We start from the raw sequence: 22,620 nt of genomic DNA, 5'->3' as shown, positions 1-22,620 counted from the left end.
TCCTATGCGGCCCCGGTGGCCGACGAACGAGGGATGGATTGAAGCGCGAGGTAGACATCGAGCCGGTCCGAGGTGGAATTCAGATCCCGGCCCAGCAACTCCTCCACTCGCTTGATTCGGTACCGCACGGTGTTGAGGTGGACGTGCAACGACTCGGCCGTCCGGTTCCACGATCCACCGGTCGCCAGGAATTCGCGGAGGGTGTCGGTGAGTCCGGCATCGGTGCGCCGGTCGTAGTCGAGCAGTGGAGCGAGTACGTGTTCGACGAACGACCGACGCACGTCGTCCGGCAGGGCCGAGAGCATCGACACCGCCGAGGTCAGTTGCGCACCCGCGGTGACGGTCACCGGGCTCGACCCTTGTCTGCTGACTTCGAGTGCGTGCCGGGCCGACCGCAGCGCGCCGTCGATGGTGATGCCGGTTGCCTCGGAGCTGACCCCCACGAGCAGACGGCTGTGCCCGATGCCGGAGCCCAAGCGAGTCAATCGAGTTCGCAGTGTCTGTGTGAAATCAGGATCGTCGGTGTTCACGACAGCGACGATGTCGCCGTGCGTGCTGCACCCGACGCATCCTCCACCGAAGGAGGTGAGTGTGTCGCTGAGAACCGTACGCAGCATCTCGCGCAGGTCGATCCGTCCGCTGTGAACGACCCTGACGACGACCAGCGAGCGGTCCGGGTCGACACCTGCCTGACGCAGCCGCGTCAGGGCTTCGGGTCTGGTGCTGTCGGCCTCGATCAACGCCACTGCCTGGTCGGCGATTTCGCGTCGGACCAGTCGCCCCTCCTCGCGTCGAGCACGATCGAGCGCGGCGATGGCCGCGAGCTGGCCGAACGCATCGGCGATGGCGGGTGGGAACGTCGCCATGTCTCCCGCCACCGCGAGGAACCATCGTGTGGTCCGCTGCGCGAGCGCAGGCCCGACACCGAAGATGCTGTACACACCTCCGTCACTGAGAGTGGTTGTCGTGGGCAGCCTTTCGGAGGACAGCGCAGCGTGCGTCAGAGTATCGACGTCGGCATCGGAGAACGCCGAGACCTCGGCCACCAGCCGGCGTCCGGTCGCCGTGAAGATCAGACACGCCATCCCGGTTTCCCTCGATGTGTGCAGGGCCAACTCGTCGAGCGCTCTGCCGTCTGCGATCGCGGTGAGCAGCTGGCGTTGCCGAACGAGCGAGCTGTTCAGCGAGGCTATGCGATCTCCGGTGACACGGCCGACGAGAAACTCCGTCACCTCGCCGAACGAGACGGTCTCGGGTACCGCGAGCAGGGGTAGTCCGTGCCGCTCGCATGCGTCGATCAGGTCGGGTGGAACGTGGCCGAGCAAGCCTTCACCGGCGGCCAGTGCCGAAGCCCCCGATTCGGCGACGGCCCTGACGAACATCTCACTGTCCGCGGGCGTTCGATGCCATACGAGACCGGTGATGACCAGCTCGCCACCCGCGATGTAGCGCGACGGATCGGGCAGATCGGTCGTGTAGGTCCAACGCAGCGTGCGGCCGAGGGCGTCGGTATCGGAGGTGAGCAATCGAATGCCGAGCTGCGTGGCGTCGAGCAAGTCCTTGACCTGCACTGCTGTTCCTCCCCCCGGCCCTCGCTGAGCGTGCTCGAAACAGCTGAGCTCGTAGGAAAAACAGTATGTGTGGGTTGTTTCGTGCGAGTTTCGGGCGTATCGCCGAACGACCGAAGATCGGTAACAGATACTCACTACAGTTCGAGGGGACACATCGGGTGTTGGATCTGTCGGCGTGGTGGATCTGCCGGCGAGAACGAGGTGAACGAAGGCCATGGATCTCGGCACTGTCGACGACATTCTGCTTCCCGGCTCCCGCGCGGACCTTCCGCCCGGACGCGCGGACACCGCCGTCCTTGCCGGCGGTACCTGGCTGTTCTCCGAGAAGCAGGACCACTTGGCCACCCTCGTCGATGTCACCGCCTTGGGCTGGGAGCCGTTGACCGTCACCGAGACCGGGCTCGAGATCGCTGCCACCTGCACCATCGAGACTTTGGCGCGCTACTCCTCTTCGTGGCCGGCCACCGCATTGTTCCCCCGCTGCGCAGCGGCGTTGTTGGCCTCGTTCAAGATCTGGAAGACCGCCACCGTCGGCGGCAACATCGCGCTGGCCCTGCCTGCTGGAGCGATGATCTCGTTGACCGCCGCTCTCGACGGTGTCGGGCAGGTGTGGTCGGGTGATGGGCCCGATCACGACTACCGCATCGCCATCGAAGATCTGGTCACGGGCCCGCACGCCAACGCCCTTCGACCGGGAGACGTGCTGCGCAGCATCGATATTCCGCTGCACGCGCTCCAGTCCAGAACGGCGATGCGCAAGCTCGCACTGTCACCGCTCGGGCGATCGGCCGCCGTGGTGATCGGACGGGTCGACGACGGCGGCGAATTCGTTCTGACCGTCAGCGCGTCGACCGTCCGTCCGTTCGTTCTGCGCTTCCCCGGCCTGCCGACGGCGGCCGAACTCGACGACGCGCTCGCTTCCACCATCGGTCTCCAGCACTGGTACGACGACCCCCACGGGGCTCCGGACTGGCGTCGACACATCAGTTGCACTGCAGCGCAGCAGATTCGCGAGGAGTTGTCATGATCGTAGACATCAACGGTGTGCCGACCGATGTCACTCCGCGGCCCGGTCAGTGCCTGCGCACCCTGCTCCGTGAACACGACCACTTCGAGGTGAAGAAAGGGTGCGACGCAGGCGACTGCGGCGCATGCTCGGTGCTCGTCGACGGCGAACCGGTGCACTCGTGCATCTTTCCCGCGTTCCGTGCCGCCGACCGGTCCGTCACCACCGTCGCGGGGCTCGGTACACCGGACGACCTCCATCCGATGCAGAGCCGATTCGTCGAAGCCGCCGGTTTCCAGTGCGGATTCTGCACTGCGGGAATGGTCGTCACCGCCTCGACGCTGACCGAGGAAGATCTGGACGAGCTTCCCGAACGGCTGAAGGGAAACCTGTGTCGCTGCACCGGATATCGCGCCGTGTCCGACGCCGTCTGCGGGGTGGTCAACACCGAGAAGTCCGTCGAAGGTCCGGCGTGTGGACGGTCGCTCGCGGCACCCGCCAGCACGCGCATCGTCACCGGAACCGAGCCCTACACACTCGACCACACCCCTGCCGGGTTGCTGCACGCCACTGTTCTCGGAAGTCCACACGCGCATGCCCGGATCGTTTCCGTCGATACCACCGCGGCAGAGCAGGTGCCGGGGGTGCACCTGATCCTGACTGCGAAAGACAGTCCGGCGACGGCATTCTCGACGGCCCGCCACGACCGCCGCGTCGACGATCCGGACGACACCCGTGTGCTCGATACCGTTGTGCGCTTCATCGGCCAGCGAGTGGCGATCGTGGTCGCAGAATCGGTTGCGGCGGCCGAAGAAGGGTGCCGCGCTCTTGTCGTCGAGTACGACGTGCTGCCGGCAGTGTTCGATCCGGAGTCCTCGCTCGCAGCCGATGCGCCGAAGATCCACGGCGACAAGGACGCGACGGCGCGAATCGCGGATCCGTCTCGCAATCTGGTGGCCGAGCTGCACGGCAGTACCGGGGACGTCGACGCTGCCGTTCGCGACGCGGCGGCGGTGGTCACCGGCCGCTGGACCACGCAGCGGATTCAGCACGTGCACCTGGAAACCCACGGCACCATCGGTTGGTTGGACGAGACCGGAAAACTGAATCTACGCACCAGCACTCAGGTTCCTTTTCTGGTGCGCGACGAGATCTGCGAGATCTTCGGTTTGGCACGCGATCGTGTTCGCGTGTTCACCGCGCGCGTCGGCGGCGGGTTCGGAGGCAAGCAGGAGTTGCTCACCGAGGACGTGGTGGCGCTGGCGGTACTGCGTACCGGTCGACCGGTGCAGTTCGAGTTCACGCGCACGGACGAGTTCACCGTGGCACCGTGCCGTCATCCGTTCCGCGTCGACGTCACGGCCGCCGCGAGCGCCGACGGCACGCTGACCGCCCTGTCGATCGACGTTCTCACCGACGCCGGTGCCTATGGGAACCACAGTGCCGGTGTGATGTTCCACGGCTGCGGCGAGTCGGTGGCGATCTACCGGTGCGCCAACAAACGGGTCGACGCAAAGACGGTGTACACCAACAACATCCCGTCCGGAGCTTTCCGCGGCTACGGGTTGGGACAGGTGATGTTCGCGATCGAATCGGCGATGGACGATCTGGCGCGAGAGATCGACGTCGATCCGTTCGAGTTCCGCAGACGCAACGTGATCGTCCCCGGCGACGACATCGTCGCCGCCCACCACGAGGGAGACGACCTGCAGTTCGGCAGCTACGGCCTCGATCAATGCATCGACCTTGCCGAAGCCGCTCTGCGACGAGGCAACGGCGAGCACGCACCGGCGGGCTGGAAGGTGGGCGAAGGAATGGCGGTGGCCATGATCGCGACCATTCCCCCGCGCGGCCACCGCGCCGAGACCTCGGTGGCACTGCTACCCGAGGGGCGGTACGAGATACGCGTCGGGACTGCGGAATTCGGCAACGGAACCACCACCGTCCACACTCAGATCGCGGCGAGCGAACTGGGCACGTCCGTCGACCGCATCGGAGTCGATCAATCCGACACCGACTCGGTCACCTACGACACGGGCGCATTCGGTTCGGCGGGCACCGTGGTGGCAGGCAAGGCCCTGTATGCGGCGGTTCGCGCGATGTCGGCTCGGATCCTGGATCTGGCCGCCACGGCGACCGGACACCGAAATTCGGACTGCACACTCGGACCGGAGGGCGTGCGCTGCGGAGATCGCTTCGTCACCCTCGACGACATTCTGGCGATGGCGGGAGGCACCCTCGTCACCGCAGGCAACAGTGGCGGGCTGCCGCGTTCGCTCGCCTTCAACGTGCACGCGTTCCGGGTGGCGGTGCACGAGGACACCGGCACCGTGAAAATACTGCAGTCGGTGCAGAGCGCGGACGCCGGAACCGTGATGAACCCGCAACAGTGCCGTGGTCAGGTCGAGGGCGGCGTCGCACAGGCGATCGGAAGCGCGCTGTACGAGGAGATCCGCACCGACGGTGCCGGTCTGGTCACCACCGATTCGATTCGTAGCTACCACGTTCCGCAGTTCGCGGACATTCCTCGCACCGAAGTTCTGTTCGCCGACACCTACGACCGTCTGGGCCCGTTCGGCGCGAAGTCGATGAGCGAGTCTCCGTACAACCCCGTGGCACCGGCTTTGGCCAACGCCATTCGCGACGCCGTCGGTGCCCGGCTGTACGACCTACCCATGTCGTCGGACCGCGTCTGGCGGACAGTCAGCGGTCGTAGAACGTCTGCAGAATGATCGTGCTGCGCGTCTGCACGTTGGCGGTTGCCCGGATCTCCTGCAGCAGGCGTTCGAGCGCCCTCGGCGATTCGACTCGCACCAGCAGAACGTAGCTTTCCTCACCGGCAACCGAGTGACACGACTCGATGGCCGACAGATGCTTCAACCTGGCGGGGGCATCGTCCGGTTGGGCCGGATCGATCGGAGTGATGGCGACGAATGCCGACAGCGGACGGCCGAGGGCCTCCGGATCGACCTGGGCCGTGTATCCACGGATGACGCGCCGGGACTCCAGCCGTCGAACCCTCGATTGAACGGCGGACACGGACAGGGAAGCCTTCTCCGCCAACGTCGCCAAAGTAGCGCGTCCGTCGGAGACAAGCTCGTCGATGATCAAGCGATCGACGCGATCGAGATTTTCACTCACCTGCGCAATGTAGCCCAGATCCGAGACGAATCAGCGGCCACATCCGTTTCTGCTGGTCGAATCGGTGCTTGTGCCTCTTTTTCACAGGAACAGAGGGGGTAGGGCGAGGACCATGACCGCCGACCAACTGACGTGCGTGAGAATCGGTGCCAGAATTCCGCCGGACGCGCGCCGTTGCAGGCCCATCACGTAGCCCAGCAGCACTGCGGCGAAGCCGAGCATCGGGTTGCCCGACGCGAGGGTGGCAATGGCGTAGATGACGGTGGAGATGATCACCGGATGCTTGACCCCGATGGCCGAGTACAGGGCTCCCCGGAAGAAGATCTCCTCGGCGACGCCGTTGAGCAGCGCGATGAAGACGATCAGAACCAGTGACCCCACCCGGGCGTGTGCGAGCACGTTCTCGGTGAAGTCGGCCAGCGGAGGAATCTGCCGAACCACGAGTCCGCCGAGCAAGAAGACTCCGCCCACGGCGAGTCCGATCAGGATGGGGGTGACGATCGGCCGTCTGATCGACCCGCCGACCTGGATACGGCCCAGGTGCAGTGGTCCGGACGCAAATCCACCGATCGTCCAGACTGCGGCCAGCACCAGCGTCAGCGCATAGAATGTCGGGTCACCCGGCTCCGTCTTGAGCGAGAAGTACAGCACCGTCGCGCCGATCACCAAAGTGATCATCACGACGATTCGGCGCTTGCGAAACGCAGCGTCGGACTGTCGGTGATCGCGCTCGACCGGATCGACCAGAGCGGACTTCATCACGTTGAGCGCGGTCGTGGACCACGTTCCCATCACGCCTCCTCGGTATCGGTCAGTCGGCGTACGGCCGACCTCGCGCGTCGATTCACGTCGGCTATCACGTCGAGATTGGTGCGCACCGCTGCCGCGACGGGCTTGGCGTACAGCAGTCGACGCCCGCCGAGGGCTTCGATCAACCCCCAGGTGCGGTCCGAGGATGCCGCGACACCGCGACGTCTGATCCCCAGAGCGTCACCGCCGCTCCAGGCCGCATCGGTGCTCGCGAGCCGAAGCGGATCCTTCAGCGCACACACACCGGGAGGGTCACCGACCATTCCCCGCACACTACGGGCCATGGCGTCGGCAATCGTGGTGAGACCTCGGGGAGGGTCGGGCACGAGTTCACGAATCCGACTCTCCGACGTCGTCATCGTGTTGTGCAGCGACCCGACGAGATCTTCGGCGAGTCCCGCGGGAACCGGAATGATCTTTCCGATGACCTTGCCTGCGAGCGAGGTCGGCACCAGCGGCACCGGAACGCCGATGCGCTGGAGGCCGGCAGCTTCGACATACGCGAACACCAGATCTCGATACGGCACCACATCCGGCCCACCGATGTCGTAGGAACCCGCCGGGACTGCATCGGTGTCGGCGCTTGAGAGCAGATAGTGCAGCACGTCGTCCACGGCAATGGGCTGCACGGGCTCGGCGAGCCAGCTCGGCAGCGGCAGCACCGGCAAGCGGTCGGCGAGGTAGCGCAACATCTCGTACGACGTCGAACCTGCACCCAGGACGATGGCCGCTCTGAGCCAGACCAACTCGACGCCGTCCACCGTCAGAGCCTCGCCGACGTCCGCCCGGCTCGCGAGGTGCTCCGACAGCTGGTCGTCATCGGGTACGAAACCACCGAGGTAGACGATTCGGCGTACTCCCGCCCGCGCCGCCGCCGCGGCGAACTGCTCGGCAGACCGCCGGTCCTGCGCGCGGTAATCGGACTCGCCGATGGCATGCACGAGGTAATAGGCCACGTCGATGTCGCCGGACTGCGCGAACGCGGCAGCGCAGGACTGTTCGTCGGTGACATCGAGCGAGACTGCGGTGACGGAGTCGAAGAAGTCGAAGGTCCGCAGGTTGTCCGGCGTTCGGGAGCCGACGACGACCTCGAACTCGTCGGCCAGCAGAGCTGCCACCAACCGCGACCCGATGTACCCGCTGGCACCGGTGACGAGAGCTCTCATGCTTCGAGGCTAACGGCACTCGGGGCGTTGTGTCGGTGTGGCATTGTCGCTCCTATGGCTCTGGTCTTGGCAGGTGTGGTTCTCCCCGATCCCCTCGGTACCGAAACTGTGCTCCGGCGAGGAGTCGCGGTCGCGCGGGCCGGTGCGGGCTGGATGCTCACCACGACCGCTTTCGCGCTTACCCTGCCCGGCCGAATCGAAGCACTGCTGACGCGCATTGAGATGTTGATGACACGTATCGATCACGTGATCGACTCCGCCGACGCCGTGGTCGCCAGCGTGCAGCGGACAACCGGGGCCGCGGACGAGGTGGTCGCGTCGGCGTCGGTCGCCTCACACACCGCGCTGGAGCTGATCGAGTTGTTCGATCCCATCGCCAAGAAGTCCGAGCCCATGGCCCGCAAGTTCGTCGACAACCTGTCCGAGGAGGAAGTCGACGCCGCGATCGCGATGGTCGATCAGCTCCCCGGACTCCTCGATCACATGGAAGCGCTGCTTCCCATTCTCGCCACCCTCGACACGGTGTCCCCCGAGATTCACGAGCTCCTCGGAGTCACCAAGGACGTTCGACGTGCGGTCATCGGCATTCCGGGATTCAAGTTCTTCCGCAATCGCGGTGAGGACAAGCTAGCCGACGAGGAACGAGACGCCGAGCAGTAACTGCTACTTGACGAAGGCGAAGTCTTCACCCGCATGGAAACGGGCGAGGGTCTCCGAAATCGATCGCCGTGACGGCGGGTGGAAAGCGAAGGCATGCAATGCCGCTGCGACGTAAGCGATTTCGGGTGACTTGATGAATCCGATTCCGCCGAGTGACTCGATCGCAGCGGAACTGCTCCGCACCAGAGCGTCGCGAATGGCGATGCGGTTGAACAACAACCTCACCGAGATATCTTGTCCGCGTTCACCTTCGTCGAAAGCGCGGGCCACGTTCTCGATGGCCGCCATGGATGTCTCCAGTTCGGCCGCCGCTCGAACGTAGCCCTCGTGATCGCCCTTGTCCTGCTCGATCATGCGCTCGAGCAGGGACGTCGCTGCACCGATGTAGTTCGCGGAGATCAACATGCCGAACCACAGGTAACCGGTCATCTCGTGCACGCCATCGGGATCGTCATCTTTGTTGGGCAGAACCAGACTCGCGGGCACTTCGACATCTTCGAGCAGGACTTCTTCGCTTTGCGCGCCGGCCAGAATATCGGTGGTCCAGAACGGCTTCACGCTCATACCTGGGAGGCTGGCCGGAATCAGAGCGACGGCGCGGTCACCGGAGTCGATCTCGACACTGCACGTCAACAGATCCATGGATCGTGCCAGGCTGCACGGCTTCTTGCTGCCGTTGACGATGTAGTTGTCGCCCTTCTTGACGGCGGTCATCGTCGGAATGAACACACTGCCGCCGGTGACGCCCTCGGAGAATCCAGAAGCAACGATCGCCTTCTGCTCGACCAATCCCTTGATCAACGCGCGATCGTCCTCGGTGGCACCGCGAGCGAACTCCGTCAGCGAGGCGAGCGAGAGATGATGCATCGTCGTTCCGGCACCGAGAGAGGGCGAGCGAGACCCGATGGCCCGTTGTGCGCGGACCGCATCGATGGCCGGAGCACCGAGGCCGCCCAGCTCGGCCGGGACCACCAAACCGGTGCCGCCGAATTCGCGAAACTTGTCGATCGCGTCCGAATCGCGCGCCTCGAGTCGGTCCAGCGGGGTTGTGTCCAAATAGTGCAACAAACCCGGCATGTACTTCTCGAGGGTTTCCCTCTCACGCACCATCAATCCAGTCACTGTTCGTCTCCTTGTGTCACTTTTTGATTTCGTACCAGTTTTTGATCACGGCAATTCGGACTTGAATCTACAAGCATTCCGAAGGTGGAACTGGGTGAATTTCTCCAGGTCATCAACGGTACCCGACGTTTCGAGAATGGAAACATAAAAGTTTTCGTAAAGCTTTCCTGAGAAAAGAACTTTGATTATCTTATTGCGACCGTATCCGACGCAATCCTCGATCCATGGGTACATCGGTTCACAGAAATATTCTTTCCATCAATACCCATCGCTATCCGGTACAGCTCCGAATGAACGAGAAATTGGCGAACATTCTATTTCAACTCTGTGAGGAGTTCTGGTCGATAATGGCTGTCAACAGATTGATGAAGAGACTCGGCGGCGACGAGCGCGTGGACTTGCTGCGGGCCGTTCGGGAAGCCGATGTGGCTCCGTACTTCCGCAGGATGGAGTCCGCCGTGGCACCGGTCGTCCGAGTCGAGGGCAAAGACAAGCTCATGCTCGGCTCCAACAACTATCTCGGAATCGCCGACCACCCCAAGGTAGTGGAAGGAGCCCAACATGCGTTGGACACCTTCGGAAGCGCGGTGACCGGTAGTCGGCTGCTCAACGGCACGATGGACCTGCATCTCGAGCTGGAGAACGAAGTTGCCCAGTGGCACGGAACCGACGACGCGTTGGTCTTCACCACCGGGTACCAGACCAACCTCGGAACCATCAGTGCAATCGTCGGACCCGGCGACACCGTCGTAGTCGACTCGGCGGCACATGCATCCATTCGCGACGGCAGCGCCCTTTCCGGCGCGTCGGTGGTCAAGTTCAAGCACAACGACATGGCAGACTTCGAAGCCAAACTCCAACAGCCCGTCGTCGACGACGGTGCCGTGCTGGTCATCGTGGACGGCCTGTATTCCATGGAGGGGGACCTCGCACCGCTCGACGTGGTGTCCGAGCTGTGCATCCGCTATCACTCGGCACTGATGGTCGACGAAGCGCACAGCCTCGGCATCTACGGGCCCGAACTCACCGGAGCCGCCGAACTGTTCGGCATCTCCAAGGACGTCGACGTCACGATGGCATCGCTGTCGAAGAGCCCCAGCTCCACCGGTGGGTTCGTCACCGGTTCGAGCGACTTGATCGACACCCTCCGAGTCAAGGCCCGCGCTTTTCTGTTCACAACCTCCGGCGTGCCTGCCGCAGTGGGTGCCGCGTTGGCATCCGTGCGCCTGATCCGAAGCGACGAGGGGAAAGATCGAGCTCGGCGCGTACTCGACAATGCCGAGATCCTGCGCGGCGGATTGCAGTCGGCAGGGCTCGACGTGGCAGGCCGCTCCGCCACCCCGTACGGAGACACCGCCTCCCCCATCGTCTCTCTCCACGTCGGCGACGATCTCGTAGCCATGAACCTGTGGAAGAACCTGTACGACCGTGGCATCTTCACCAGCGCCGCTTTGCATCCCGCCGTGCCCAAGTCCGGTGCACTGCTTCGCTTGTGCGTGATGGCCACGCACACCGAGCAGCAACTGGCGACCGCCACGGAACAGATCATCGAGGCCGTGGCAGGGCTGCCCGAATGAGTGAGCACACCCGTGGCCTGCGCGTTGCAGTCACCGGGGCAACGAGTGATTTCGCGGCGGCGATACTACCGCGGTTGTTCGAGGATCCCGAGGTGGATTCGGTAGTCGGCATATCTCGTCGCCCAGCTCGACTCGAAGACCCCAAATTCTCCTCACTTCGGTCCGATATCAGGTCATTGGACCTCGAGGAGATTTTCACCGGTTGCGACGTTGTCGTGCATCTCGCGTTCGTGGTCGAGGAGCTCAAGGACAAGGCCGAGACTCACGACATCAACCTCCGCGGCTCACGCAACGTCATCGATTCGGCGTATCGAGCGGGCGTGGCACGAGTGGTGATTGCGTCGAGCATCAACGCATACGGTGCCGACATCGCTCCCGAGCCGCTCACCGAGAACAGTTATCCCGCAGGCGATCCCAACCGTTATTACTTCTACGACAAGGCCGAGGTCGAACATTACGCGGAGTGGTGGCTCCGTAGACACCCCGGCGAGATGACCATCTCCATGTTGCGGTGTACGTACATCGTCGGACCCGACTTCGCCAACGACGGAATCGACCAGTTCACCGGGCCGATCGGTGCCTTCCCGGAGGCGGATCGGGCGTCGTATCAATTCCTGCACCAGGACGACATGGCCGACGCCTTCCACCGCGCAGTCAAGACCGATCTCATCGGCCCGTACAACCTCGGTCCGGTGGACTGGGTCGGTGTGCGCGAACTGGCTGCGATGCAGGGACAGTTGATGTTCGACGTACCGCAGAAAGCCGCAACCCACGTCGCCAATGTCGCGTTCAGACTCGGCCTGACACCCTTTTCCGGGCAGTGGGTCACACCCGGGGAGCCCATCGTCGATTCCTCGGCTCTCGGCCGAGCCACCGGCTGGGCACCGACGCTCACGGCACACGAGAGTGCAGCGATGATGATTCTGCTGCAAGGCAAGTCGCTCCTGCGACGTGGCGACGCCCTGGCACGCGGCATTGCCTGCGAAGCGGCACTGCGCCCGGCATCGGAGGCCGTTGCGCTGAGTCGCGAGGATGTTGCAGCACTGCAGGTGGAGCATCGACAACTCGATACCGGCCGCGGAAGCGTGCACGTCGAAATCCATCGAGCATCCGTCGGAACCGGAGAGTCGGTGGTACTCGTCGCCGACGCCGGTGTGCATGCACGCTATCTCACGTCGTTGGCCTCGGACGTCGCTGCCGGGGGCGTCCATGCTGTGGTGCTCGATCTACCCGGGCACGGCTTGAGCACCGGTCAGCGCGGGCGATCGTCGGCAGCGCAGACCACCGAGGCCGTCGATGCAGCACTACGATTCGCTCGAATCGAGCTCGATACCGCACCGATCTCCGTGCGCAGCGGAACCCGACACGTGGAGGACACACTGGTCAGCGGGATTCTGAGGCGGGCCACCGGCTGGAAGACGATGGAAGAACCGACCAGGCCCGACGGGTTGCTGCCGTCGAAGATTCGGGTCGACGGAACAGCCGGCATTCCGTTCGTGTCGACGGCCGCCGATGCGCTGGCCCTGCGCACAACGACGACGGGACTCACCGCCGCCAGGTGAGTGTCCGACGGACGCGCGCCCACCACGATGCTCCAGCTGTATCGGACGCTGCAACCAGGGGTTCGGCCGACTGCGAGCGATGCTCGCGGGCCAGTCGGTCGACCTCGGCGCGGTTGATCCGCCAGCTCTCCATCCAGTTCTCGACGTCCACCGGGCCGAGCGGCACGATCGGCGGCGTCGGGAACCGAATCCAGTCGACGATGCGAGCGTTCAACTCGTCCAACACCTCTCGTGCCGAATCCTCGCGCCGAATGCCGATCAATGTCGACGGCAGCCGCTCGATCTCCTTGCGCAGCTGCAATGCGGTGGGTAGCAAGGCGTCGGCGGGCAGGTTCTCCCGTTTCAGGTAGCCCCGCACCCACCACAGCTCGTCGCCGGGATCGCCGACCGGGATCGGCTTGCCGGTGCCCTCCAGGCCCTCGAACGCACCGTTGTCCTGCGCCTCGCGAATCTGCTTGTCGACCCAGGACTCGAACGTGACTCCTGGCTTCTTGCGTTCGGTCACCCCGTCGACTGTAGATCCGGTGCCGGGGTCCGCGCCACGGCTGCGAACACGACGAAGCCCCGGCCCGAGTGGGTGGGCCGGGGCCGGTGTCGTGCAGCGGTGCTGGTCAGCCGTACTCGGCGACCAGTCGATCGAATTCCTCGCGGTCGATGACCTGAGGCTCGTTGATGGCGAGAGCCTGCGCGTATTTGCTCGCCAGGTGGTAGTCGCGGCCGAGTGGCCCGTGCTCGGCATCGTCCTCGTCGGACTGGATGCTCGCGCCCGGAGGCACCTCGTTCTGCAGGCCGTTGGTCTTGCTGCCGAGCAGAGCGTCGAGTTTCGCGGAAATCTTCTGCATGATCTCTTGGTCGTCGGTCATGGGGGCGGTGTACCCGAATCGCTCGAATCGACACCGCCGCACGCTCGGGGAACGGCGTGAGGGTTATCTGTCGGTGCCCGGGGGCATGATGATGGGATGGCCAGGCAGAGGACGGGCACCGACGCAGCGGGCGAGCTGTCGGTGATGCAGAAGTTGTCGCGGCCGACCCGGGAATGGTTCACCGGCGCTTTTCCCGCTCCGACGTCCGCGCAGTTGGGCGCGTGGTCGTCCATCTCGAGTGGTTCGCACACCCTCGTGGTAGCTCCGACGGGTTCGGGCAAGACGCTCTCGGCCTTCCTGTGGGCCCTGGACGAGCTTGCGCAGCTGGGTGCGGACAGCACCCGCAAGACCAAAGTCCTCTACATCTCGCCGCTCAAGGCCCTTGCCGTCGACGTCGAGCGCAACCTGCGCGCTCCCCTCGTCGGCATCACCCAGACCGCCAAGCGCCTCGGCCTGAACCCACCGGAGATCTCGGTCGGTGTGCGATCCGGCGACACCAGCGCCGCCGACCGCAGGAACATGATCAAGACGCCGCCGGACATCCTGATCACCACCCCGGAATCGCTGTTCCTCATGCTCACCTCGGCCGCGCGAGACATCCTCGCCGAGGTCGACACCGTGATAGTCGACGAGGTACACGCCGTCGCGGGCACCAAACGTGGCGCACACCTCGCGGTGTCTCTCGAACGGCTCGACGCGATGCTGGACAAGCCGGCTCAACGCATCGGCCTGTCCGCGACGGTACGACCGCACGAAGAGGTGGGCCGATTCCTGGCCGGTGCCGCTCCCATCGAGATCGTCGCTCCGCCTGCACCGAAGACATTCGATCTGACGGTCCAGGTGCCGGTCGAGGACATGACCGAACTGGGCGTCACCGACCCGAATGCGGACACCTCGGCCGCTCCCCCGGCGCAGGGATCCATCTGGCCCCACGTCGAGGAGAAGATGGTCGATCTCATCCTCGAGCACAAATCGTGCATCGTCTTCGCCAATTCTCGACGTCTCGCAGAGCGGCTGACTGCGCGGCTCAATGAGGTGTACGCCGAACGGATCGGCGACGGCGTCGAGACCGAGCACAAACCGCCCTCGCAGGTCGGCACTCCCACCGACGTGAACCACGGTGCCGATCCATTGCTGGCCCGGGCCCACCACGGCAGTGTCAGCAAGGATCAGCGCGCGCTGATCGAAGACGATCTCAAGACCGGCAGGCTGCGCTGCGTCGTCGCCACCAGCAGCCTCGAACTCGGAATCGACATGGGCGCAGTCGATCTGGTCGTCCAGGTCGAAGCGCCGCCATCGGTGGCGAGTGGGTTGCAACGCGTCGGACGCGCAGGTCACCAGGTCGGCGAGATCTCCAAGGGTGTGTTGTTCCCCAAGCACCGCACCGACCTGATCCACTGCGCCGTCACCGTCGAACGCATGACGTCGGGCAAGATCGAGGCGTTGTTCGTTCCCGCCAATCCACTCGACGTGCTGGCGCAGCAGACGGTGGCGGCCTGCGCCCTCGAACCGATCGACGCCGAGGACTGGTTCGATTCCGTCCGTCGCACAGGCAGTTTCGCCACCCTGCCCCGATCTGCCTACGAGTCGACTCTCGATCTGCTCTCGGGCCGCTACCCCTCGGACGAGTTCGCGGAACTACGGCCAAGGCTCGTGTGGGACCGCGACGCCAACACTCTCACCGGCCGTCCCGGCTCGCAACGGCTGGCCGTCACCTCCGGTGGCACCATCCCCGACCGCGGCCTGTTCACCGTCTACATGGTGGGCGAAAAGCAGTCCAGGGTAGGCGAACTCGACGAGGAGATGGTCTACGAATCGCGAGTGGGTGACGTGTTCGCTCTCGGTGCCACCAGCTGGCGGATCGAGGAGATCACCCACGATCGGGTGCTCGTCAGCCCGGCGTACGGCCAACCCGGCCGGCTCCCCTTCTGGCACGGCGACGGCCTTGGCCGGCCGGCCGAACTGGGCCAGGCCCTGGGTGAGTTCCTGCGCAGCACCACCGATCGCAGCAACTTGGCCGACCGGTTGAGCTCCGACGGTCTCGACGCCAACGCCGTCAACAACCTCATCGCATTGCTCGACGAGCAACTCGAGGCCACCGGCCAGCTCCCCACCGACAAGACGATGATCGTCGAGCGGTTCCGCGACGAACTCGGTGACTGGCGACTGGTTCTGCATTCCACCTACGGCCAGCAGGTGCACGCGCCGTGGGCGCTCGCAGTCGGCGCGAGGCTGATCGAGCGGTACGGCATCGACGCCGCCCCCACCGCATCCGACGACGGCATCATCGTCCGGCTTCCCGACACCGACGACCAGCCACCGGGCGCAGAACTGTTCGTCTTCGAGCGCGACGAGATCGCCGACATCGTCACCGAACAGGTCGGCGGGTCGGCTCTGTTCGCATCGAGATTCCGCGAATGTGCCGCTCGCGCACTGCTTCTCCCCCGCCGCAACCCGGGCAAGCGAGCGCCGCTGTGGCAGCAGCGCCAGCGTTCGGCCCAGCTGCTCGACGTGGCACGCAAATACCCGACGTTCCCGATCCTGCTCGAGACCGTCCGTGAGTGCCTGCAAGACGTCTACGACCTCCCCGCCCTCGAGGACATCCTGGCCAGAATCGGCCGACGCCAGATCAGAATCGTCGACGTCGAGACGCCGTCACCGTCCCCGTTCGCCAATTCGCTGCTGTTCAACTACGTCGGCGCATTCATGTACGAGGGCGACAGCCCGTTGGCCGAACGCCGAGCCGCCGCACTGTCACTCGACTCGGCGCTCCTCGCCGAGCTGCTCGGACGCGTCGAACTGCGAGAGCTGCTCGACGACAGCGTCATCACCACCACCGAACTCGAGCTACAGCGCCTCCCCGAGGACCGCCACGCCAAGGACATCGAAGGCGTCGCGGATCTGCTGCGACTGCTCGGTCCGCTGACCGTCGAGGAAGTCGGCCTTCGAACCGACGGCGACGAATACCCGCAGTGGCTCACCGAACTCGCCGATGCCAAGCGGGCGATGGAGGTCTCGTTCGCCGGCAAGAACTGGTGGACGGCGATCGAGGACGCCGCGCGGCTGCGCGACGCACTGGGCGTCCCGCTTCCCATCGGAACTCCGGCCGCCTTCATCGAACCCGTCGACGACCCGCTGGTGGACCTGATCAGCCGGTACGCCCGAACCCACGGACCGTTCACCCTCGACGACGCCGCGGCGCGCTTCGGGGTGGGCACCGCCGTGGTACGCGACGTCCTGCGCAGACTCGCCGTCGACAAGCGCGTCGTCGAGGGCGAATTTCGGCCCGGAGCCACCGGCAGCGAATGGTGCGAGGCCGAGGTCCTGCGACGTTTGCGGCGCCGGTCGCTCGCTGCGGCTCGGCAGGAAATCGAACCCGTCTCCACCGCCACCCTCGGCCGCTTCCTGCCGGCGTGGCAGCACGTGGACAGCCGACGCCTGAGCGGAATCGACGGCGTCGCAACCGTCATCGAACAGCTTGCGGGCGTTCCTGTTCCGGCATCGGCCTGGGAATCGCTCGTGCTCTCGTCGCGGGTGACGGACTACAGCCCGGCGATGCTCGACGAACTGACCTCCACCGGGGAGGTGTTGTGGTCGGGACACGGCGCGATCTCATCGAAGGATGGCTGGGTGAGCCTGCACATGGCCGATACTGCTCCGCTGACCCTCGTGCCCGCTGCCGAATCCGACTTGTCGGAGTTGCAGATTCGTATTCAGGACGCCGTCGCGGGCGGCGGTGCGTACTTCTTCCGACAGCTCTCCGACACCGTCGGCAGTACCGACGACACCGCTCTGCAGGCTGCACTGTGGGAGCTGGTGTGGGCGGGCCGTCTGAGCAACGACACGTTCGCCCCGCTGCGCGCGCTGTTGAACTCCACGACCACCCGCTCGGCCCCGAGTCATCGAGCACCTCGTCGGACACCGCGGTTGCGCTCGTACCGGCAGTTCGAGCGGCCGTCCCTGCCCACCCGCACCGGACCCCCGACCGCGGGTGGACGATGGTCGAGGTTGCCCGAGCTCGAACCCGACCTGACCGTCCGCGCCCATGCGACCGCCGATGTACTGCTCGAACGCTACGGCGTGGTGACCCGCGGCTCGGTGATGAACGAGGGCGTGCCCGGCGGATTCGCCACGATGTACAAGGTGCTCACCGGATTCGAGGATTCCGGTCGCTGCCGTCGCGGCTACTTCGTCGATTCCCTCGGCGGAGCGCAGTTCTCCACCTCCGATGTGGTGGACCGGTTGCGCAGCTACGACGAACCGAAGAAGAACGCCACCGCCGTCGTGCTCGCGTCCTGCGATCCGGCCAACCCCTATGGTGGAGCACTGCCCTGGCCGAAAGCAGGCAGCGGCGAGGCCGGTGTCGGAGACAAGCCGGACGAGACGACGAAGCATCGGCCGGGTCGCAAGGCCGGTGCACTGGTGGTCCTCGTCCGGGGCGAATTGACGATGTTCGTCGAACGCGGCGGAAAGTCGGTGCTGACGTTCGGTGAGAACACCGAGGACATCGGCGCTGCAGCAACCGCTTTGGCGGCCACCGTTCGCCGCGGCGGAGTCGACAAGCTACTCGTCGAGCGGATCAACGGTCACGACATTCACGGCACGGACTTCTCCAAGACCCTGACCGAGGCCGGTTTCTCGGCGACCCCACGCGGCCTTCGTCTGCGTCGCTGAAGCACCGCAATACTCCCCAGGAACGAGAGAGGACACCGATGCCCGAGGGCGATACCGTCTGGCGCGCTGCCAACACCCTGCGCGCCGCACTCGAGGGCAGGCAGCTCACCACCTGCGACATTCGCGTACCCCGTTACGCCACAGTCGACTTCACCGGAGAGACCGTCGATTCCGTCGCCTCACGCGGTAAGCACCTGCTGATCAGAGTCGGCGGCTACGTCATTCATTCGCATCTGAAGATGGAAGGCACCTGGCACGTCTATGCACCCGGCGCTCGCTGGCGTCGCCCGGCGTTCCAGGCGCGGATCATCCTGAACACCGCCGACGCGCAGGCCATCGGTTTCGAGCTCGGAGTCCTCGACATCGTCGAGGACGAGGACGAGGTCGTCGGCTATCTCGGACCGGATCTACTCGGTCCCGACTGGGACCCAGTAGCCGCCCTGACCAATTTGGAGTCGGATCCGGCTCGTCCCGTCGGACTCGCTCTGCTCGATCAGCGCAACATCGCAGGGCTCGGCAACGTCTATCGAAACGAGATCTGCTTTCTGCGTGGCATAGACCCGCGTACACCGGTCGGCGACGCCGGTGACCTGAAGAAGACGATCGACCTGTCCTATCGATTGATCATGGCCAACAAGGATCGAAACCAACGCGTCACTACAGGGGATCGACGCCCGGGCCGACACTTCTGGGTGTACGGGCGCGAGAACAAGCCATGCCGACGCTGCGGAACCACCATCGAATTCGGGCTCATCGGTGACAACCCACTCGAGGAACGGCAGATCTACCACTGCCCACACTGTCAGAACTGAGGTCTGGCGAGATTGTCCGGTCCATGGTGTCCTTTTCGACGAACCCCGTTCGTCCTTCGTGTGTAGGTCGACGAATGGCGCCGACCACGACGATTCCAAGGAGACCTCATGACCGCATACGCAGCGATCGTCTACACCCATGACGCCGACTGGACATCGCCCGAGGTCGCGGACGAGATGGCCGAATACGGTGCATTCAGTGCCGCGGCCGGACCCGCGATCATCGGCGGAGCGGTCCTTCACCCCACCTCGACCGCCACCACGGTGCGCGTGTCGGGCGGGAAGGGAGGTGACGTCCTGACAACGGACGGTCCGTTCGCCGAAGCAAAAGAGGTACTCGCGGGGTTCTTCCTCCTCGAGGCACAGGACCTCGAAGCCGCGATCGCGCTGGCCGCACAGATCCCAGCGGCATGGAACGGAGCAATCGAAGTACGGCCGATCATCCCGATGGCTCAGTGAGCACACCGGCCGAGCACCTGGCGGCCGTGGTCCGTGACGAGGGTCGCCGAGTTCTGGCGACCCTCGTGCGCACCACCGGCAGTCTTGCCGTCGCCGAGGACGCAGTCTCCGAGGCCGTGGTGACCGCACTCGCTCACTGGCCTCGATCGGGTGTCCCCGACAATCCGCGCGCCTGGCTCACGACCGTGGCACGCAACAAGGCACTCGACATCATCAGACGCGAGGCCGGGCGCACCACGAAGGAACGGGAGGCGGCGGATCTCGCCGTGCTGAAGCAGAATTGGAGCGAGAGCGACGAGTCCGCGATCGCCGACGATCTGTTGCGGTTGGTCTTCACCTGCTGTCATCCGACGCTCTCCGTCGACGCCCAGGTGGCACTGAGCCTGCGCACGCTCTGCGGGCTCGCCACGTCCGACATCGCCCGATTGATGCTCGTGCCCGAGGCCACCATGGCCAAACGCCTCACACGCGCGAAGAAGAAGATCGCAGCTGCCAACATTCCGTATCGAGTACCGGACTCGGCAGAGTTACCGCAACGACTCGACGCTGTGGCCACCACGGTGTATTTGATGTTCACCGCCGGCCATCTCGGGGGCGAGACGCTGGTGCGGCCTCGACTCTGTGACGAGGCACTTCGGTTGGCCCGCTTGCTGATCGACCTGATGCCGGACGAGCCGTCACTCCAGGGGCTTCTGGCCCTCATGCTGTTCACGGACTCGCGCCGGGCGACCAGGACCGATGAATCGGGCGGCCTCGCCAGGCTGGAGGATCAGGACAGATCTCGGTGGAATCGAGAGGCTATCGAGGAGGGTGCTCGGTTGATGGACAGTGCACTGCGTCGCAACGACTCTCGGCCCAGCCGCTACACCGTCCAGGCAGCCATCGCAGCATGTCACTCCACCGCAGCGACCTACGCCGACACCGATTGGCCACGGATCGTCATGTTGTACGACGCGCTCGTGGTTGTCGAGAACACCCCGATCGTGGCACTCAACCGCAGTGTCGCCGTAGGGGAAAGCCAGGGTCCTGCCGCCGGGCTCGATGCACTCGACGCCATCGATTCTCTCGGCAGCCACTACCTGTGGCATGCCTGTCGAGCTGTGATGCTCGATCGCCTGGACCGCGCGGAAGAGGCCGAGAACGCACGAACGGCTGCGCTTGCTCTCGACCCGTCGCCGGTCGAGAGGGCGTATCTCCGGGCGCAGCTCGCGCCGTCCTCGCGCCCTGTCGAGCAAAGACCGGAAGAAACCTGAAAGCTCGCTGTCAGGTGCGGCCAAGCCTGTTCACAGCTTCGCCGATCACCATGGATCGTATGTTGACACTTGCGATACTCACCCTGCTGATCATGGCCGTGTCCGGCGCGACCGCGGCTCGTGCACCCCGGACGCTGGTTCGACTGCGCTAGATTGTGCGAACGGGTTCGAGGATTTCCTGGCGGGCCTCGGGAGCGACGACTCGCAGAGCGTCTGCCGATTCATCGTCGGGCTGGCGCTGCGACTCGATCTCGGCTTCCACCCGGGCGCGGTAGGTCTCGACCTCACGGTCGACCATGGCCTCGTCCCAACCCAGCACGGGTGCGATCAACGCCGCAACCTGACCCGCGCAGTTCATCCCGCGATGGGAGTACTCGATGGAAATCCTGGTACGACGCGACAGCACGTCCTCGAGATGCAGTGCGCCCTCGGCTGCTGCGGCGTACACCACCTCCACCTGAAGGTAGGCTGGCGCATCGGTGAGTGGTTGCAGCAGTTCGGGTTTGCCGTCGGCCATCGCCAGCACCTCGTCGATCAACGAACCGTATCGATCGAGCAGATGCGTCACCCGATGTGGATGCAGCTTGTACATCTCGCCCAGATGCGGTGCCTGATTGACCAGGGCGAAGTAACCGTCGGCACCGACGAGGGGCACCTTCTCGGTGATCGAGGACGCCACCCGCACCGGGATGTCCTCGGCCGCCAGATCGACGGCGTCCTCGGCCATGACCCGGTAGGTCGTGTACTTGCCGCCTGCGATGGCGATGAGTCCCGGGGCCACCCGAGCGACCGCGTGCTCGCGAGAGAGCTTGGAGGTCTCGTCGCTCTCGCCTGCCAGCAGTGGCCGCAGGCCCGCGTACACACCGTCGATGTCCGCGTGGGTGAGCGGCGTGACGAGCACGCCGTTGACCTCGCCCAGGATGTAGTCGATGTCGGCTTTGGTGGCGGCCGGGTGCGCCAGATCGAGATTCCAGTCGGTGTCGGTGGTACCGATGATCCAGTGCGCACCCCACGGAATGATGAACAGCACCGACTTCTCGGTGCGCAGAATGATCGCGGCCTCGCTGACGATTCGATCGCGCGGCACCACAATGTGCACGCCCTTCGAGGCGCGTACGCGGAAGCGTCCGCGCATGTTGGACAGCGACTGGATCTCGTCGGTCCACACGCCGGTGGCATTGATCACCACGTGTGCCCGCACCTCGGTGGTGGCACCGGTCTCCGAATCACGCACGCGCACACCGGATACCCGGTCGGCCTCACGCAGGAAACCGACGACCTGGGTGGAGGTTCGCACCACTGCGCCGTAGTGAGCGGCCGTCCTGGCGACGGTCATGGTGTGCCGGGCGTCGTCGACGACCGTGTCGTAGTACCTGATCCCGCCGATCAACGACTTGCGTTTGATCCCGGGCGACATCCGCAGCGCACCCGATCGAGTCAGGTGCTTCTGCTGCGGCACCGATTTGGCCCCACCCATGCGGTCGTACAGAAAAATACCCGCGGCGATGTACGGACGCTCCCACAACCGGTGGGTGAGCGGGAAGAGGAACTTCAGCGGCTTGACCAAGTGCGGTGCGAGCGTGGACAGGGAAAGTTCGCGTTCGTGCAGGGCCTCACGGACCAGCCCGAACTCGAGCTGCTCGAGGTATCGGAGCCCGCCGTGGAACATCTTGGACGAGCGAGACGACGTTCCCGACGCGTAATCCCGCGCCTCGACCAGCGCCACCTTCAGTCCGCGCGTCGCCGCGTCGAGGGCCGCACCGGAGCCGACGACGCCACCGCCGATCACCACCACGTCGAACTGCTCGGTTCCGAGCTGGTCCCACGCCTCCACCCGCTGGTCGGGTCCGAGGAACTTCGTATTCGATCGGTTGCTCATCTCGAACGCTCCATATCCATCGAAAATCCCCGCATTGCTTGCACGTCAGGCTACCGCCCCAGGTC

The 22,620-nt window shown here is 65.0% G+C and carries 17 protein-coding genes; 9 read left to right on the top strand and 8 right to left on the bottom strand.

The genetic code is table 11. The annotated features are described in order from the left end of the window. Positions 1 to 2: 2 nt before the first annotated feature. The gene (locus AB0362_RS13360; RefSeq protein ID WP_149405416.1) at positions 3 to 1,571 is read right to left on the bottom strand and encodes a PucR family transcriptional regulator; all 1,569 of its coding nucleotides are present in this window, start codon (positions 1,569 to 1,571) and stop codon (positions 3 to 5) included. 214 nt (positions 1,572 to 1,785) lie between these two features. Between AB0362_RS13360 and AB0362_RS13355 the strand changes: the two genes are divergently transcribed. Beyond that, positions 1,786 to 2,598, top strand: a complete 813-nt coding sequence (locus AB0362_RS13355) for an FAD binding domain-containing protein (protein WP_317808761.1) — start codon at positions 1,786 to 1,788, stop codon at positions 2,596 to 2,598. Next, a complete protein-coding gene (locus AB0362_RS13350; protein WP_149405414.1) occupies positions 2,595 to 5,309 on the top strand; it encodes a molybdopterin cofactor-binding domain-containing protein in 2,715 nt (904 codons plus the stop codon). Before AB0362_RS13355 ends, AB0362_RS13350 begins: the two co-directional genes overlap by 4 nt. Here AB0362_RS13350 and AB0362_RS13345 read toward each other — a convergent pair. The 3 genes from AB0362_RS13345 to AB0362_RS13335 all read right to left on the bottom strand — a co-directional run bounded on the left by AB0362_RS13345 (position 5,281) and on the right by AB0362_RS13335 (position 7,694). Continuing rightward, on the bottom strand, positions 5,281 to 5,718 hold the full coding sequence (locus AB0362_RS13345) for an Lrp/AsnC family transcriptional regulator (RefSeq protein ID WP_032376860.1): 438 nt from the start codon (positions 5,716 to 5,718) through the stop codon (positions 5,281 to 5,283). The two genes, AB0362_RS13350 and AB0362_RS13345, sit on opposite strands and share 29 nt — an antisense overlap. 81 nt (positions 5,719 to 5,799) lie before the next feature. Then, positions 5,800 to 6,510, bottom strand: a complete 711-nt coding sequence (locus AB0362_RS13340) for a type II CAAX endopeptidase family protein (protein ID WP_068051435.1) — start codon at positions 6,508 to 6,510, stop codon at positions 5,800 to 5,802. Continuing rightward, positions 6,510 to 7,694, bottom strand: coding sequence for an NAD(P)H-binding protein (locus AB0362_RS13335; protein ID WP_149405413.1), 1,185 nt, complete (start codon positions 7,692 to 7,694; stop codon positions 6,510 to 6,512). Before AB0362_RS13335 ends, AB0362_RS13340 begins: the two co-directional genes overlap by 1 nt. Positions 7,695 to 7,748: 54 nt before the next feature. On the opposite strand from AB0362_RS13335, the gene AB0362_RS13330 reads away from it, so the two are divergent. After that, positions 7,749 to 8,354, top strand: coding sequence for a ribulose 1,5-bisphosphate carboxylase large subunit (locus AB0362_RS13330; RefSeq protein WP_149405412.1), 606 nt, complete (start codon positions 7,749 to 7,751; stop codon positions 8,352 to 8,354). Between the two features lie 3 nt (positions 8,355 to 8,357). Here the strand turns inward: AB0362_RS13330 and AB0362_RS13325 are convergent, their stop codons facing one another. Then, on the bottom strand, positions 8,358 to 9,476 hold the full coding sequence (locus AB0362_RS13325) for an acyl-CoA dehydrogenase family protein (protein WP_149405411.1): 1,119 nt from the start codon (positions 9,474 to 9,476) through the stop codon (positions 8,358 to 8,360). 347 nt (positions 9,477 to 9,823) lie between these two features. Between AB0362_RS13325 and AB0362_RS13320 the strand changes: the two genes are divergently transcribed. Together AB0362_RS13320 and AB0362_RS13315 are read left to right on the top strand one after the other, a co-directional pair. Continuing rightward, positions 9,824 to 11,053, top strand: a complete 1,230-nt coding sequence (locus tag AB0362_RS13320; protein WP_317808759.1) for an aminotransferase class I/II-fold pyridoxal phosphate-dependent enzyme — start codon at positions 9,824 to 9,826, stop codon at positions 11,051 to 11,053. Next, positions 11,050 to 12,615, top strand: coding sequence for an NAD-dependent epimerase/dehydratase family protein (locus AB0362_RS13315; protein WP_149405409.1), 1,566 nt, complete (start codon positions 11,050 to 11,052; stop codon positions 12,613 to 12,615). The genes AB0362_RS13320 and AB0362_RS13315 overlap by 4 nt, the downstream gene beginning before the upstream one ends. On the opposite strand, the gene AB0362_RS13310 is transcribed toward AB0362_RS13315, so the two are convergent. After that, on the bottom strand, positions 12,599 to 13,120 hold the full coding sequence (locus tag AB0362_RS13310; RefSeq protein ID WP_317808757.1) for a DUF1992 domain-containing protein: 522 nt from the start codon (positions 13,118 to 13,120) through the stop codon (positions 12,599 to 12,601). The genes AB0362_RS13315 and AB0362_RS13310 overlap by 17 nt on opposite strands. Before the next feature lie 106 nt (positions 13,121 to 13,226). After that, complete coding sequence (locus AB0362_RS13305; protein ID WP_068051442.1) at positions 13,227 to 13,478, bottom strand: modification methylase HgiDII; 252 nt, start codon at positions 13,476 to 13,478, stop codon at positions 13,227 to 13,229. Between the two features lie 144 nt (positions 13,479 to 13,622). Here AB0362_RS13305 and AB0362_RS13300 point away from each other — a divergent pair, with 144 nt between their 5' ends. From AB0362_RS13300 to AB0362_RS13285, 4 genes are all read left to right on the top strand, one after another. Then, positions 13,623 to 18,152 (top strand): ATP-dependent helicase, encoded by a 4,530-nt coding sequence (locus AB0362_RS13300; protein WP_317808814.1) that lies wholly within the window; start codon positions 13,623 to 13,625, stop codon positions 18,150 to 18,152. A 38-nt stretch (positions 18,153 to 18,190) separates the two neighbouring features. After that, positions 18,191 to 18,964 (top strand): DNA-formamidopyrimidine glycosylase family protein, encoded by a 774-nt coding sequence (locus AB0362_RS13295; RefSeq protein WP_317808756.1) that lies wholly within the window; start codon positions 18,191 to 18,193, stop codon positions 18,962 to 18,964. A 108-nt stretch (positions 18,965 to 19,072) separates the two neighbouring features. Continuing rightward, positions 19,073 to 19,423 (top strand): YciI family protein, encoded by a 351-nt coding sequence (locus AB0362_RS13290; RefSeq protein ID WP_149405405.1) that lies wholly within the window; start codon positions 19,073 to 19,075, stop codon positions 19,421 to 19,423. After that, positions 19,420 to 20,676: a sigma-70 family RNA polymerase sigma factor gene (locus tag AB0362_RS13285; protein WP_317808755.1), complete on the top strand. Its 1,257-nt coding sequence runs from the start codon at positions 19,420 to 19,422 to the stop codon at positions 20,674 to 20,676. The genes AB0362_RS13290 and AB0362_RS13285 overlap by 4 nt, the downstream gene beginning before the upstream one ends. Positions 20,677 to 20,824: 148 nt before the next feature. On the opposite strand, the gene glpD is transcribed toward AB0362_RS13285, so the two are convergent. Next, a complete protein-coding gene (gene glpD, locus AB0362_RS13280; RefSeq protein WP_149405403.1) occupies positions 20,825 to 22,555 on the bottom strand; it encodes a glycerol-3-phosphate dehydrogenase in 1,731 nt (576 codons plus the stop codon). Positions 22,556 to 22,620: the final 65 nt, after the last annotated feature.

The sequence above is a fragment of the Rhodococcus sp. NPDC079359 genome, assembly GCF_040702585.1.
Classification (GTDB): Bacteria; Actinomycetota; Actinomycetes; order Mycobacteriales; family Mycobacteriaceae; genus Rhodococcoides.
The sequence above is the reverse complement of the archived record's forward strand: the minus strand, read 5'-3'. Positions and strand labels throughout refer to the sequence as shown.

Bases quoted from the DNA above. Each gene is read 5' to 3' on its own strand.
- AB0362_RS13300 (WP_317808814.1), top strand. From the start codon at position 13,623: ATGCAGAAGTTGTCGCGGCCGACCCGGGAATGGTTCACCGGCGCTTTT.
- AB0362_RS13335 (WP_149405413.1), bottom strand. From the start codon at position 7,694: ATGAGAGCTCTCGTCACCGGTGCCAGCGGGTACATCGGGTCGCGGTTG.
- AB0362_RS13315 (WP_149405409.1), top strand. From the start codon at position 11,050: ATGAGTGAGCACACCCGTGGCCTGCGCGTTGCAGTCACCGGGGCAACG.
- AB0362_RS13350 (WP_149405414.1), top strand. From the start codon at position 2,595: ATGATCGTAGACATCAACGGTGTGCCGACCGATGTCACTCCGCGGCCC.
- AB0362_RS13305 (WP_068051442.1), bottom strand. From the start codon at position 13,478: ATGACCGACGACCAAGAGATCATGCAGAAGATTTCCGCGAAACTCGAC.
- AB0362_RS13340 (WP_068051435.1), bottom strand. From the start codon at position 6,510: ATGGGAACGTGGTCCACGACCGCGCTCAACGTGATGAAGTCCGCTCTG.
- AB0362_RS13355 (WP_317808761.1), top strand. From the start codon at position 1,786: ATGGATCTCGGCACTGTCGACGACATTCTGCTTCCCGGCTCCCGCGCG.
- AB0362_RS13320 (WP_317808759.1), top strand. From the start codon at position 9,824: ATGGCTGTCAACAGATTGATGAAGAGACTCGGCGGCGACGAGCGCGTG.
- AB0362_RS13290 (WP_149405405.1), top strand. From the start codon at position 19,073: ATGACCGCATACGCAGCGATCGTCTACACCCATGACGCCGACTGGACA.
- AB0362_RS13295 (WP_317808756.1), top strand. From the start codon at position 18,191: ATGCCCGAGGGCGATACCGTCTGGCGCGCTGCCAACACCCTGCGCGCC.
- AB0362_RS13330 (WP_149405412.1), top strand. From the start codon at position 7,749: ATGGCTCTGGTCTTGGCAGGTGTGGTTCTCCCCGATCCCCTCGGTACC.
- glpD (WP_149405403.1), bottom strand. From the start codon at position 22,555: ATGAGCAACCGATCGAATACGAAGTTCCTCGGACCCGACCAGCGGGTG.